At 64.1% G+C, this 13,747-nt stretch carries 15 protein-coding genes; 9 read left to right on the top strand and 6 right to left on the bottom strand.

From position 1 onward, the window contains the following. The first annotated feature begins 150 nt into the window (after window positions 1-150). The 4 genes from ACDC66_RS14410 to ACDC66_RS14395 all read left to right on the top strand — a co-directional run bounded on the left by ACDC66_RS14410 (window position 151) and on the right by ACDC66_RS14395 (window position 4,325). Window positions 151-2,562, top strand: a complete 2,412-nt coding sequence (locus ACDC66_RS14410; protein ID WP_376697436.1) for a S9 family peptidase — start codon at window positions 151-153, stop codon at window positions 2,560-2,562. A gap of 175 nt (window positions 2,563-2,737) precedes the next feature. Then, entirely contained in the window at window positions 2,738-3,199 is a 462-nt protein-coding gene (locus tag ACDC66_RS14405) for a DUF192 domain-containing protein (protein ID WP_376697435.1), read from the top strand. Window positions 3,200-3,204: 5 nt separating this feature from the next. Further along, window positions 3,205-3,447, top strand: coding sequence for a DUF6116 family protein (locus tag ACDC66_RS14400; protein WP_376697434.1), 243 nt, complete (start codon window positions 3,205-3,207; stop codon window positions 3,445-3,447). Between the two features lie 131 nt (window positions 3,448-3,578). Further along, window positions 3,579-4,325, top strand: coding sequence for a metallophosphoesterase (locus tag ACDC66_RS14395; protein ID WP_376697433.1), 747 nt, complete (start codon window positions 3,579-3,581; stop codon window positions 4,323-4,325). On the opposite strand, the gene ACDC66_RS14390 is transcribed toward ACDC66_RS14395, so the two are convergent. The 5 genes from ACDC66_RS14390 to ACDC66_RS14370 all read right to left on the bottom strand — a co-directional run bounded on the left by ACDC66_RS14390 (window position 4,322) and on the right by ACDC66_RS14370 (window position 6,766). After that, window positions 4,322-4,474 (bottom strand): rubredoxin, encoded by a 153-nt coding sequence (locus ACDC66_RS14390; protein WP_376697466.1) that lies wholly within the window; start codon window positions 4,472-4,474, stop codon window positions 4,322-4,324. The genes ACDC66_RS14395 and ACDC66_RS14390 overlap by 4 nt on opposite strands. A 97-nt stretch (window positions 4,475-4,571) precedes the next feature. Continuing rightward, window positions 4,572-4,889, bottom strand: a complete 318-nt coding sequence (locus ACDC66_RS14385; protein ID WP_376697432.1) for a CC/Se motif family (seleno)protein — start codon at window positions 4,887-4,889, stop codon at window positions 4,572-4,574. Beyond that, window positions 4,886-5,992 (bottom strand): ACR3 family arsenite efflux transporter, encoded by a 1,107-nt coding sequence (gene arsB, locus ACDC66_RS14380; protein ID WP_376697431.1) that lies wholly within the window; start codon window positions 5,990-5,992, stop codon window positions 4,886-4,888. Before arsB ends, ACDC66_RS14385 begins: the two co-directional genes overlap by 4 nt. 12 nt (window positions 5,993-6,004) lie before the next feature. After that, window positions 6,005-6,427 carry an arsenate reductase (thioredoxin) gene (gene arsC, locus ACDC66_RS14375; protein ID WP_376697430.1) on the bottom strand — a complete coding sequence of 141 codons (423 nt, stop codon included), beginning with the start codon at window positions 6,425-6,427 and terminating at the stop codon, window positions 6,005-6,007. A gap of 6 nt (window positions 6,428-6,433) precedes the next feature. Next, a complete protein-coding gene (locus ACDC66_RS14370; protein WP_376697429.1) occupies window positions 6,434-6,766 on the bottom strand; it encodes a metalloregulator ArsR/SmtB family transcription factor in 333 nt (110 codons plus the stop codon). Between the two features lie 172 nt (window positions 6,767-6,938). Here ACDC66_RS14370 and hemL point away from each other — a divergent pair, with 172 nt between their 5' ends. The 5 genes from hemL to ACDC66_RS14345 all read left to right on the top strand — a co-directional run bounded on the left by hemL (window position 6,939) and on the right by ACDC66_RS14345 (window position 12,444). Beyond that, window positions 6,939-8,225: a glutamate-1-semialdehyde 2,1-aminomutase gene (gene hemL / locus ACDC66_RS14365; RefSeq protein ID WP_376697428.1), complete on the top strand. Its 1,287-nt coding sequence runs from the start codon at window positions 6,939-6,941 to the stop codon at window positions 8,223-8,225. Window positions 8,226-8,397: 172 nt separating this feature from the next. After that, window positions 8,398-9,972 (top strand): Re/Si-specific NAD(P)(+) transhydrogenase subunit alpha, encoded by a 1,575-nt coding sequence (locus ACDC66_RS14360; protein WP_376697427.1) that lies wholly within the window; start codon window positions 8,398-8,400, stop codon window positions 9,970-9,972. A 12-nt stretch (window positions 9,973-9,984) separates the two neighbouring features. Continuing rightward, entirely contained in the window at window positions 9,985-11,421 is a 1,437-nt protein-coding gene (locus ACDC66_RS14355) for an NAD(P)(+) transhydrogenase (Re/Si-specific) subunit beta (protein ID WP_376697426.1), read from the top strand. Window positions 11,422-11,584: 163 nt separating this feature from the next. After that, entirely contained in the window at window positions 11,585-12,061 is a 477-nt protein-coding gene (locus ACDC66_RS14350; protein ID WP_376697425.1) for a helix-turn-helix domain-containing protein, read from the top strand. Next, complete coding sequence (locus ACDC66_RS14345; RefSeq protein ID WP_376697424.1) at window positions 12,058-12,444, top strand: VOC family protein; 387 nt, start codon at window positions 12,058-12,060, stop codon at window positions 12,442-12,444. Before ACDC66_RS14350 ends, ACDC66_RS14345 begins: the two co-directional genes overlap by 4 nt. Here ACDC66_RS14345 and ACDC66_RS14340 read toward each other — a convergent pair. Beyond that, a complete protein-coding gene (locus ACDC66_RS14340) occupies window positions 12,441-13,400 on the bottom strand; it encodes an integron integrase (protein WP_376697423.1) in 960 nt (319 codons plus the stop codon). The genes ACDC66_RS14345 and ACDC66_RS14340 overlap by 4 nt on opposite strands. Window positions 13,401-13,747 lie beyond the last annotated feature (347 nt).

The raw sequence follows: 13,747 nt of genomic DNA, 5'->3' as shown, positions 1-13,747 counted from the left end.
GCGGCGGAAGCGAGAGAAAAGAGCTTTAACCGCAAAGACGCAAAGAGCGCCAAGGAGAGACAAGGATTCTTCGCGCTCTTTGCGTCTTCGCGGTTAGCGCTTTTCTTTGGTGGCTATACTGGGCGCCTTTTATACTCACGAGGTGACACCATGCAGCGAGCGTTGGCCGCTTTTCTGATTCTCTTTGGCCTGGTCGCCACGGCCGGGGCCAACGACAACTACCGCGAACCCGATCCCGCGCTGACCGCACTGGTGGATGCGCCGCAGCAGCCGGCATCGAATGTCTCGCCCGACAAGCGCTGGCTGGCGGCATTCGAGTACAAATGGGTCAAGCCGCTCGAGGAGGTGGCCCGCGACGAGCTCAAGCTGGCCGGCCTACGGATCGAGCCGGTGACCTTCTCGCGTTCGCGCTCGAGCACCTACGACGCGATCGTGCTGCGCAACCTCGACAGCGGGGACGAGATCGACGTCGATCTGCCTGAAGACGCGCGCATCGCCTCGCCGGCCTGGTCGTCGGACTCGCGCCACCTCGCCTTCATTCTGGAGCGGGACGACCGGCGCACGCTATGGCTCTACGACGTTGCGGATGCTCAGGCACGCCAGCTTTCCGATCGTCCGCTCAACGGCGTGCTTACAGCCCGCCCCTACCAGTGGCTGCCCGACGGAAGCGCCCTGCTGGTCAACCTGGCCGCGAATCACGGCGAAGAGCTACCGCAGCCGGGCCTTGCAGCCGTCGCCCCGGTCATCGAGGAAACCAATCCTGACAGCAAGGCGCCGGTGCGCACCTACCAGGACCTGCTGGAGACGCCGGCCGACGCCGAGCAGTTCGAGTTCCTGGCCACCGGGCAGCTTGCCCGTGTCGAGCTCGATGGTTCGGTGACCGAACTGACCGAACCCGGCCTGATCGCGAGTTTTGCCCCGTCGCCGGACACCCGCTACACGCTGCTGGAGACCCTTGAAAAGCCGTTTTCCTACTCGGTACCGTACTCGCGCTTCCCGCTGACTTCGGTGGTGCTCGACGCCGACGGCAACATGGTCGAAACGGTCGCCGAACTGCCCCTGGCCGAGGATATTCCCAAGGGCTTCGATTCGGTGCGCAGCGGTCGGCGCAGCATCCAGTGGCGTTCCGATGTCCCCGCCACCCTGGTTTGGGCCGAGGCGCAGGACGGCGGCGACATGAGCGCCGAGGTCAAGATTCACGATCGCGTCTTTACCTGGCCGGCCCCGTTCGAGGCCGAGCCCGGGGAACTGATCGCCACCGAACGCCGTTACGCCGGCCTTCAGTGGGGCAATGACGAGCTGGCGGTGTTCATCGACTGGCGCTTCTCCGACCGCAAGCTGCGAATCTGGCGCATCGAGCCGGGCAACCCGGACGCCGAGCCGGTGCTGTTCAACGAGCGTTCCTACAACGACGCCTACAACGATCCCGGCCAGCCGGTCACCACCCGCGGCGAGTTCGGAACCCAGGTCATCCACGTTTTCGACGGGGACAAGGTGCTGCTGACCGGCCAGGGTGCTTCACCGGAAGGCAATGTTCCCTTCCTCGATCGCCACGACTTTTCCACGGATGAGACGAAGCGGCTCTGGCACTCCGAAGCGCCGTACTATGAACGTGTCCAGGACGTCCTCGATGACAGCGGCAATCGCCTGCTCACCCTGCGCGAGGCGCGCGACGAGCAACCCAACTTTTTCATGCGCGACCTCGATGCGGACACGCTTGAGCAGGTCACGGAATTTCCGCACCCGCACCCGCAAATGACGGGCATTTCCAAGGAGCTGATCAAGTACCAGCGCGATGACGGTGTCGATCTCAGCGGCACGCTTTACCTGCCGCCCGATTACGAGGAAGGCGACGGCCCGCTGCCGGTGCTGATGTGGGCCTATCCGCTGGAGTACAAGGACTCGGCGGTGGCCGGGCAGGTGCGCGAGTCGCCCTACGAGTTCAACCAGGTCAGTTTCTGGGGCCCGCTGCCCTACCTGGCGCTGGGCTATGCCGTGTTCGACGACCCCAAGATGCCGATTGTCGGCGTCGGCGACGACAAGCCCAACGACAACTTCCGCCCCCAGCTGGTGGCCAGCGCGCAGGCCGCGGTGGACGTGCTGACCGAGCGCGGCATTGCCGACCCCGAGCACATCGCCATCGCTGGGCACTCCTACGGCGCCTTCATGGTGGCTAACCTGCTCGCCCACAGCGACCTGTTCGCCGCCGGCATCGCGCGCTCTGGTGCCTACAACCGCTCGCTCACGCCCTTCGGCTTCCAGGGCGAGGAGCGCGATTTCTGGGAGGCGCAGGACGTCTACGCCACCGCCTCGCCGTTCTTCCACGCTGAAAAGATCGACGAGCCCATGCTGATGATCCACGGCATGGAAGACAACAACTCCGGCACCTACCCGATGCAGTCCGAGCGCATGTTCGACGCCCTCAAGGGGCTGGGCGCACAGGCGCGGCTGGTGATGCTGCCCTACGAGTCCCACGGCTACCGCGCCCGCGCCTCGCTGCTGCACATGCTTTGGGAACAGCAACAGTGGCTGGAGACCTACGTGGGTGGCCAAGCGGACTAAGTGGCGGGAGCGCATACGTTGACGTTCTCACGCAGAGGCGCAGAGGCGCAGAGCGAAGAGGGCGCGCAGAGAAAACCAAAATTATTCTTAACTGTTTTTCTCTGGGTCCTCTGCGGCTTTGCGTGAGACAAAGAGCTAATGCCTCCAAAGCTCCAAGACGCTATGATGCCAATCCATGGCCAATAACCTGATCAAGCTCGCGGTAACGGCGACGGCGATGCTGGCCCTGGCGGCCTGCGATGCCGGTGAGCCCTATGTGGAAGTCGAGGGCAAGCGCTTTAGCGTGGAAATCGCCGACGACAACGCCACCCGTGCGCAGGGGCTGATGTTCCGCGACGAGATGCCCGAAGACCACGGCATGCTGTTCATCTTTTCCAATGAACGGCCGCGGTCTTTCTGGATGAAGAACACGCGCATTCCGCTCGATATCATCTACCTCGATCGCGACCTGCGCGTGGTCAGCATCAGCGCCGACACCCCGCCGTGCCGCTCGCGCAGCGGCCGCTGCCCCAGCTATCCCAGTGAGGGCCCGGCGCGTTACGTGCTCGAGATCAATGGCGGACTGGCGGCCGAACTGGGGCTGGAACCCGGCGACCGGATCGAAGTGGGTAACGTGGCGCAAATGGCGGAGCAGTAAACAACATGTGGATCTTCAAGAAACTTTTCGGCCCGATCCAGCGCTTTCTCGAGCGGCGGCGCTTTCCCACCCTGTTCCTGATCCTGGCCGGCCTGTTCGGCGCCAACCTGTTCATCCCCGACCCCATTCCCTTCATCGATGAAATGATCATGCTGGTCGTCACGGTCATCGTCGGCGCCTTCCGGGAACGCCGAAAAAGTGGCTCAGATGCCCCGGATCAAACAACCCAGCCGCCGCGGAAAGAATGATGTAACCACGGAAGGCACGGAATACACGGAAGAATATGAATTGTTTTTCCGCCCTTCCGTGTAATTCGGTGCTTTCCGTGGTTCCAGATTCTTAGACGAGCTCAATTCTGCTCTGCGATATCCTGAGTGGTATGAATCTACCTGCCGCCACTTCGCAACCCGTCACCCTCCTGCAATTGTCCGACAGTCACCTGTCGAAAGACCCGCAGGCGCGCTACCGCGGCCAGCTGGCCGACGCCAACCTGGCCAGCTTGCGCGATGCGATCAGGAATCTCTCGCCCGAGGTCATCGTGCTCTCCGGCGATGTCTCCGAAGACGGCTCGCCGGAATCCTACTGGCGCATGGGCGGTTTCGTGCGCGATCTGGCGCCGCGGATTGCCTGGATTCCCGGCAACCACGACGAGCGACCGGTCATGGCCGAGGTTTTCGACGAGCTGGGGTTCGAGGCCGGCCCCCGGATTGAGGTCGGCGGCTGGCAGGTCGTCCTGCTCGATTCGGCCTGGCCCAATCGTCCCGAAGGCGAAATGGATGAAGAACGACTGGCGCCCGTCGACCACATGGACGACCAACGGCCGGCGCTGGTGTTCGTGCATCACCAGCCGTTGCCGGTGGGCTCGCCCTGGATCGACAAGTATCCCCTGGTGGAACCCGGGCGGCTATGGGAAAAGCTGGCGGGCAAGCCGGTCAAGGCGGTCGCCTTCGGCCACGTGCACCAGATCTACGAGGGAGAAAAGGACGGCGTCGCTTGCCTGTCGGCGCCGTCGACCGCGGCCAACGGTATTTCAGACGCGCCAAGATTCACCCCGAGCGAGCAGGGTCCGTCCGCGCGCTGGTTCCGGCTATGGCCGGACGGTCGTTGGGAATCGGGGCTTCTCTAGATCTCCATCATCTCGAAGTCTTCCTTGCCGGCACCGCAATCGGGGCAGAGCCAGTCTTCGGGGACGTCTTCCCAGCGCGTTCCGGCGGGGATACCGTCGTCGGGCCAGCCCTTCTCCTCGTCGTAGATAAAGCCGCAGACGATGCACATCCAGGTCTTGTAGGGTTGCTCTTCGCTCACTTGCAATCCGGTAGTCGTTAAAGTTGAGGGGCATTCTATCGAAAGCCGCGCCCAAGCAGGGCGCACATCACGCCATGCCTGCTGGCCGCCCCGATCCACTCAGGTCCGCGCCCTCGACGAACAGGCGCCGCAGGCCCCAAAGGCCCTCCAGGCGGATCGTCAGGGTCCCGGCTTCATCGAGATCGAGGTCGATGTAGACGTCGATGTCCCCGATGCGCTCGTGCCGGTAGTCCGACGCATTCTCGGGCGTCCCCGGCTCGGCGACCGGCACGCCGGCCATCCCGCCGCAGCAGCCGTGCCGCGGCGAGATCCTGACCATGACCGCTTTGTTGCGGCGGGCGAGCCAGCGGCGCGCGTCCTGGGTGATCTCGATGCCTGCGCTCAAGCCCGGCCCTCGGCCTGCGCCATGGTCGGAAAGTGGCTGCGCGTGCGGTTGGCGATGCGCACCAGCGCAAGCATCAGCGGCACTTCGACCAGCACGCCGACAACGGTGGCCAGGGCAGCACCCGAATGCAGCCCGAACAGGGCGATGGCCGCGGCGACGGCCAGCTCGAAGAAATTGCTCGCGCCGATCAGGGCGCCCGGCGCGGCGACCTTGTGCGGCACGCGCCACAGACGGGCCCAGCCGTAGGCGATGAAGAAGATCAGGAAGGTCTGGATGATCAGCGGCACGGCGATAAGCGCGATGTGCAGGGGGTTTTCCAGAATCACCTCGCCCTGGAAGGCGAACAACAGCACCAGCGTGATGATCAACCCGATGGGCGTGATCGGGCCGATGCGCTTCATGAACACGTTGTCGAACCATTCGCTGCCGCGCCGGCGGATCAGCGTGATGCGGGTCAGGTAGCCGGCGAAAAGCGGGATCACGATATACAGCAGAACTGACAGCGCCACCGTATTCCAGGGCACGCTGATATCGGAAATACCGAGCAGGAACACAACGATCGGGGCGAAGGCGAACAGCATGATCAGGTCGTTGACCGCAACCTGGACGAGGGTATACGCCGCGTCGCCGCGGGTCAGGTAGCTCCAGACGAACACCATCGCCGTGCACGGCGCCGCGCCCAGCAAGATGGCGCCGGCAAGGTATTCGCGCGCAAGCGTGTCCGGAATGAGCGGCGCGAAGACCACCATCAGGAACAGCCACGAGATGGCGAACATCGAGAACGGCTTGATCAGCCAGTTGACGGTGGTGGTGATGACCAGGCCGCGCGGGTGGCGGCGTACCCCCAGGATCGCGCCGAAGTCGATCTGCACCATCATCGGGTAGATCATCGCCCAGATCAGGATCGCCACCGGGATCGAGACATGGGCGTATTCAAAGCGCGAGAGGGTGTCGGGCACGGCCGGCAGGAACTGGCCGACGGCAATGCCGACAACGATCGCCAGCGCGACCCAGATCGACAGGTAGCGCTCGAAAAGCCCCATCCCCTCCTTGATGTCGGGCAAGTCCTGCTCATCCATGGTGCGGGTGGTTTCCGTGTTCATTCAGATTTCCGGCTAGTGCGATTGGAGTTCGGTTGCAAGCAGGTCCTCGACGCGGCGGCGAATGTCGTCGCGCACGGCGCGGAACTGACGCATGATTTCCGCTTCCTCGCCCGTCGCCCGGGCCGGGTCGGGCAGCGGCCAGTGGATGCGCCGGACACCGGGCGGCAGCACCGGGCAGTGTTCGTCGGCGTGGCCGCAGACGGTTACCACCAGGTCGGCCGCGGCCAGCATGTCATCGTCGACCCGCGTTGATTGCTGCTCGGAGATGTCCACGCCGGCCTCGCGCATCACCGCCACCGCCCGGGGATTCTGGCCGTGGGCCTCGATGCCGGCCGAGGCAACGCCGGCGCGGTCGCCGGCCATCGCCCGGGCAAAGCCCTCGGCCATCTGCGAGCGGCAGGAATTGCCGGTGCAAAGAAACAGGATGTCAGTCACGATCAATTAGTCGCAGGCGGCAAAGGGCCGGTCGGGCATGGCCGCCAGGCGCTTGCGGTAGTCTTCGAGCGCCTGGTCCTCGCGCACGGTCTCGAGGACCTTGCGCGACCAGTCGGGCAGCACGGGATGCAGGCGATAGTAGACCCACTGGCCGCGGCGTTCGTCGGCCACGATGCCCGCATCGCGCAACTGTGCCAGGTGCCGCGAGACCTTCGGCTGCGACAGCGCCAGTGCGTGGACAAGCTCGCACACGCACATTTCGCGCTCGCCGAGCAACAGCAGCAGGCAGTCCAGCCGTGTTCGGTCGGCCAGCGCCCGGAAGAAGCGTTCGGTCGTCATGTCGATATACGCCTATGCATATATGTAATTATAGAGGTGATGCGGGCGGCAGGCCAACCCTGCCCGGCGCATCGCGTCCGACAACCGGCCCGCCGATCGAACGCCATGCCTTAAACTGTCTGCCCGAAATCCAAACCCGAACTTGCCGGTTCCAGGAGCTGTTCAAAACGCCATGACCGCCAGCCACGACCTGTTCACCCGCGCCCGCGCCCGCATTCCCGGCGGCGTCAACTCCCCCGTTCGCGCCTTCTCCGCCACCGGCGGCGAGCCGATCTTCTTCGATCACGCCGAAGGCGCCTACATGTTCGACGTCGACGGCAAGCGCTACATCGACTACGTCGGCTCCTGGGGCCCGATGATCTGCGGCCACGCCCATCCGCACATCATCGAGGCGGTGCAGAAAGCTGCCGCCAAGGGCCTGAGTTTCGGCACACCCGCCGAGGGCGAGGTGACCATGGCGGAGATGCTGTGCGAAATGATTCCCTCGCTCGAGCGGGTTCGCATGGTCAACTCCGGCACCGAGGCCACCATGTCGGCCCTGCGCGTGGCGCGCGCGGCCACGGGGAAAGACCGCTTCATCAAGTTCGAGGGCAACTACCACGGCCACGGCGATAGTTTCCTGGTCAAGGCCGGGTCCGGTGCGCAGACCCTGGGCGTGCCGACTTCGCCGGGTGTGCCCGCCGCGCTGGCGGAGCTCACGCTCAACGCCCGCTACAACGACCTCGACAGCGTGCGCCGACTGTTCGACGAGTACCCCGACGAAATCGGCTGCGTCTTCGTCGAGCCCGTGGCCGGCAACATGAACTGCGTACCACCCGTACCCGGCTTCCTGGAAGGCCTGCGCCAGATCTGCGACGAGCACGGTGCTGTCCTCGTCTTCGACGAGGTCATGACCGGCTTCCGCGTCGGTCCCACCGGCGCCCAGGGCCGCTACGGCGTCATCCCCGACCTGACCACGTTCGGCAAGGTCATCGGCGCGGGCATGCCCGTCGGCGCCTTCGGCGGCAAGCACGAGATCATGAAGCTGGTCGCGCCCGAAGGCCCGGTCTACCAGGCCGGCACCCTGTCGGGCAATCCGGTCGCCATGGCCGCCGGCATCGCCAACCTGGAACTGCTGCGCGAGGAAGGCTTCTACGAAAGACTGGAAGCCCGCACGACGCAACTGGCCGAAGGCTTCAAGCAGGCCGCCGACAACGCCGGCGTGCCCATGGCCACCGTGGCGGTGGGCGGCATGTTCGGCTACTTCTTCACCGATGCCGAAAAAGTCACCAACTTCGAACAGGCCGCCGCCTGCAATATCGAGCACTTCAAGACCTTCTTCAACGCGATGCTCGATGCCGGCATCTACCTGGCCCCGTCGGCTTTCGAAGCCGGCTTCGTCAGCAGCGCCCACACCGCCGCCGACGTCACCGAAACCGTGGGCGCGGCGAGCGAGGCGCTGAAGAAGGTCGCGGGCTAACAAGTATCGAACGGGATGCCGGTCGGGCCGGAAGTTGCCGGGCCCGGCGGAGTGGACTAGCATCTTGAAGGAGAAAGGGGGTGGCGCTGATCGGGCGACGACCCCTTCAGAGAGGGAACCGGCCTCGTCGAAGGCGGGGCCACCCCAACAGGATTTTCCAGGAGCGCATGGAATGAAAGTAGGTGCACCGAAAGAGACCGCACCGGGCGAAGCGCGGGTTGCGCTCACACCCGAGAGCGCGGGCCGGCTCAAGAAGCTGGGCTACGAATGCCTGGTCGAAAAGGGCGCGGGGCTGGCCGCGTCGTTTACCGACCAGGCGTACAAGGATGCCGGCGTGGAAGTCGTCGACTCCGCCGAGGCGCTCTGGCAGCAGGCCGATATCATCGTGAAGGTGCGCGAACCCTCCAACGAGGAGATCGACGCCGCACCCGAGGGCAAGACCCTGATCAGCTTCGTCTGGCCGGCGAACAACGAAGACCTGCTGGAAAAAATGAAGGCCAGAAACATGTCCGTGCTGGCCATGGACATGGTGCCGCGCATCAGCCGGGCACAGAAGATGGACGCGCTCTCGTCGATGGCCAACATCGCCGGCTACCGCGCCGTGGTCGAGGCGAGCAACAACTTCGGCCGCTTCTTCATGGGCCAGATGACCGCCGCCGGCAAGGTGCCGCCGGCGAATGTCCTGGTCGTCGGCGCCGGCGTGGCCGGCCTGGCGGCGATTGGCACATCGACCTCGCTGGGCGCGATCACCCTGGCCTTTGACGTGCGCCCCGAAGTGGCCGAGCAGATCGAGTCGATGGGCGCGGAGTTCGTCTACCTGGATTTTGAAGAGGATCAGCAGGACGGTGCCGAGACCGGCGGCTACGCGGCGCCGTCCAGCCCGGAGTTCCGCGAGAAGCAGCTGGAGAAGTTCCGCGAGCTGGCGCCCGAGGTTGATATCGTCATCACCACCGCGCTGATTCCCAACCGCCCGGCGCCGGAGCTTTGGACCGACGACATGGTCGAGGCCATGAAGCCGGGCTCGGTGATCGTCGACCTCGCCGCCGAGCGCGGCGGCAACTGCACGCTCACGAAGAAGGACGAGCGCATCGTCACCGACAACGACGTGACCATCATCGGCTACACGGATTTTCCCAGCCGCATGGCCACGCAGTCGTCCAACCTCTACGCCACCAATATCCGGCACATGCTCGACGACCTGACGCCGGAGAAGGACGGCAAGCCGGTCATCGACATGGAAGACGACGTCATCCGCGGCTCGCTGGTCTGCCACGAAGGCGAGATCACCTGGCCGCCGCCCGAGCCGAAGACCAAGGCCATTGCCGCGGCCAAGCCGAAGAAGAAGGAGCCCGAAGAGACGGCCGAACAAAAGGCCGAGCGCGAAGCGGCGGCCCTGAAAGCCTCGCTCAACCGCACCGGCTGGATGCTGGGCATCGGCGGCTTGTTGTGCCTTGGCGTCGGCGCGGTGGCGCCGCCGAGTTTCATGCAGCACTTCATCGTGTTCGTGCTGGCGGTGTTCGTCGGCTACCACGTGATCTGGGGCGTGGCGCACTCGCTGCACACGCCGCTGATGGCGATTACCAACGCGATCTCGTCGATCATCATTGTCGGCGCCCTGTTACAGGTGGCCTCCGGCAATTCGATCGTGTTCGTGCTGGCCGCGGCATCGATCCTGATGGCGTCGGTGAATATCTTCGGCGGGTTCCTCGTGACCCGCCGCATGCTCGCCATGTTCAAGCGCAGCTAAAGGGAATGATTCATGAGTAACGGACTGATCACCGCCGCCTACGTCGTCGCGGCAGTACTCTTCATCCTCGCGCTGGGCGGGCTCGCCAACCAGGAAAAGGCCAAGCGCGCCATCTGGTACGGCATCGTCGGCATGGCGCTGGCGGTGCTGGCCACCATCGGCACCCCGGGCGTGGGCCAGTACCCGATGATCGCGCTGCTGGTTGCCATCGGCGGCGTCATCGGCTGGTTCGTCGCCAAGCGCGTGCAGATGACGCAAATGCCCGAACTGGTCGCCGGCTTCCACAGCCTGGTCGGGCTGGCTGCCGTGTTCATCGGTATCAACGCGCACCTGGAGATGGCCGTGGCGCTGGCCGCGAAAGACGCCGGCACGGTTGCCGAGCTGGCCGGCTTCGCGGCGACCATCGCCAAGAAATCGGCAGTGGAACTCAACATCCTCAAGGTCGAGCTGTTCCTCGGCATCCTGATCGGGGCGATCACCTTTACCGGCTCCATTATTGCCTACGGCAAGCTGTCCGGAAAACTCAGCTCCGCGGCGCTCACGCTGCCCGGCCGCCACATGCTCAATCTGGCCGCCATCATCTCCTGCCTGGTGCTCGGCGCGCTTTATCTCGGCGGCGCGGGTCTGTGGACGATGATCGCTGTGGCCGTCATCGCCGGCCTGATCGGCTGCCACCTGATCATGGCCATCGGCGGCGCCGACATGCCCGTGGTGGTGTCGATGCTCAACTCCTACTCGGGCTGGGCCGCCGCGGCCATCGGCTTCACGCTGGGCAATGACCTGCTCATCGTCACCGGCGCGCTGGTCGGTTCCTCCGGCGCGATCCTGTCCTACATCATGTGCAAGGGCATGAACCGCAGCTTCGTTTCCGTGATCCTCGGCGGCTGGGGTGGGGAGTCCAGCAGTTCGGCGGCGGTGGAGGGCGACATGATTGCCGCTGACGCTGATGCCGTGGGCTCGGCGGTGAATGATGCCGACAGCATCATCATCGTGCCCGGCTACGGCATGGCCGTCGCCCAGGCGCAGACCGCGGTCTCCGAGCTGACCAAGAAACTGCGCGACCAGGGCAAGAGCGTACGCTTCGCCATCCATCCGGTTGCCGGTCGCCTGCCGGGGCACATGAACGTGCTGCTGGCCGAGGCCAAGGTGCCCTACGACATCGTGCTCGAGATGGAAGAGATCAACGAAGACTTCCCCGACACCGACGTGGTCATCATCATCGGCGCCAACGACATCGTCAACCCGGCCGCCCAGGACGACCCGGGCAGCCCGATCGCCGGCATGCCGGTGCTCGAAGTGTGGAAGGCAAGACAAGTGTTCGTGTGCAAGCGCGGAAGCGGCACCGGTTACTCCGGCATCGAGAACCCGCTGTTCTTCAAGGACAACACCCGCATGTTCTACGGCGACGCCAAGGCCTCGATGGAAGCGCTGCTCAAAGAACTGGACTGAACCCGGGTCGGCCGCTGGCTGCCGCCAGCGGCCAACATGCCTGTCGTCCCGGACATCGCAAAGCGATGATCCGGGACCTCCCAGCCCCGAATTTGAACCCTGTATCCGGGCTCGCTAGACTGGCACCGGGGACGCTGCGTAATGGGCGGGCCATGGCGGTAGCGTGCCGACCGCCCACACCCGCGCCGCAATTTCCATGGACACCTACTCGAACACCTTACACCGGTTGAACGCCGAGCTCTTTCCGACCCGGCGTCGAACCCGACTCGTTCAGGCGGCGCGCCGATACATCCACCGGCATTACGCCCGCCCCATCGACTTGCACGCCATTGCGGCCAGGGCCTGCCTTTCGCAACACCATTTCATCCGTCTTTTCCAGCGCCATTACGGCCAGACGCCCGGCCGCTACCTGCGCGAGGTTCGACTGCGCCGCGCTCGAGAACTGCTCGGCCAGGGCGCTTCCGTGACACAGGCCTGCCTGGTGGTGGGCTACACAAGCGTGGCATCCTTCTCCTTGCTGTTCCGTCGTAGCAGCGGCGTGCCGCCTTCCCGATACCGAAAAGCAATTCTCGATAAGCGCGCCGATTACCCCATGCCGATAATCGACCGATGGCAGGCAGCGACAAGGAGAATCACATGAAAATCCCACTCACGAGCGTCATGGTCGACGATCAGGACAAGGCCCTGGCCTTCTACACCGAAAAGCTCGGCTTCGTGAAAAAGACCGACATCCCGATGGGCGAGCATCGATGGCTAACCGTCGTCTCGGCCGAAGAACCCGACGGCACTCAGTTGGTCCTCGAGCCGATGAGCTTCGAGCCGGCCCGCGATTACCAAAAAGCGCTCCACGAAGCGGGCATCCCCCTGACCGCCTTCCAGGTTGACGACGTGAATCGAGAGCACGGGCGCCTCAAAGGTCTGGGCGTCGAATTCAGCATGGAGCCAACCGACATGGGTCCGACGCGAATGGCCGTGCTTGACGACACCTGCGGCAACTGCATCCAGATATTCCAGGTCGGCTAGACGGCGTCCAAAGGACTGCGTGCTCCCATTGCACCGCGATTGATCACGTGCGTATAGATCATCGTCGTGCGAACATCCGAATGGCCCAGCAACTGCTGGACGGTGCGGATATCCGATCCGGACTCGAGCAAGTGCGTGGCAAAGCTGTGACGGAACGTGTGGCAGGTCACCGGCTTGCGAATCCTGCAGTGGCGCGCCGCGCGCTTGACGGCCTTCTGGACGGTGGAATCGAACAGGTGATGACGACCCACCCGACCCGACCGGGGATCCATGGCCACCCGCCGCGAGGGAAAGATGTACTGCCAGCCGGGCTCGAAGCGGGCATGCGGATACTTTCGATCCAGGGCGTGGGGAAGGATCGCGCCGCCCCGATCGAGTTTGCGATCGAGCGCCAGTAGCTCCAGTGACTGCTCGATCTGCTGCTCCAGTCCCTCGCGGCAGGCATCGGCCAACACCGTGACGCGGTCCTTCGCGCCCTTGCCGTCGCGAATGATCAGTTCACGGCGATTCAGATCGACGTCCTTGATGCGAAGCCGCAAGGCTTCCATCAGCCTGAGCCCGGAGCCATACAGCAGCTTGACGACCAGATCCTGTGGCGGCGGAAGTTGCGCCATGATCATGCGCACCTCGTCGCGTTCGAGAACGACCGGCATCCGCGCCGGCTTCTTGGCGCGAACCACTTCATCCAGCCAGGGCAACTCGATCTCGAGCACCTCGCGGTAGAGAAAGAGAATGGCCGACAGCGCCAGATTTTGCGTGGAGGCGGCGACGTTGCGATCCACGGCCAGGTGGGTCAGAAAAGCCTCCACCTGCCGCTTGCTCATATCGGCGGGATGCTTCTTGTCGTGAAACAGAATGAATCGCCGGGCCCAGTGCACGTAGGCCTCTTCGGTGCGATGGCTGTAGTGCCGGGCCCGAATCGCTGCCCGCAGCCGATCCAATAATTTGCTCGCCATGCTTGTTCAACCGTGTCGAGTCGGCCTACGATTGAAGCGCACCGTTTTGAACGGCAAAATAAGAACAAGGCGCGCAGTCAGGTAAGAAAATTGCGCGTTAAGAGGAAAAACGCCGCAATAAAGGCGCTGGCGCAACCTTTCAAAACACTGATTTTATGAAGAAACCACCAAGCCCAGCCCGTGAGATCGCACTTAGAAGGAACTTCGCTACCCCAATCGACCGATCCTCACTTAATCCACATAGTTCTTAGTTATAGCACTTGTGCTTTTCAGCATCCGGCTCGTTGCCAAACGTCGAGCAGTCGATTCGCCTAGCTCCGTGCGGGCAGCGAGCAAGGGGCAGCGTC

It is taken from the genome of Wenzhouxiangella psychrophila (genome assembly GCF_042310375.1).
Classification (GTDB): Bacteria; Pseudomonadota; Gammaproteobacteria; order Xanthomonadales; family Wenzhouxiangellaceae; genus Wenzhouxiangella.
The sequence above is the reverse complement of the archived record's forward strand: the minus strand, read 5'-3'. Positions and strand labels throughout refer to the sequence as shown.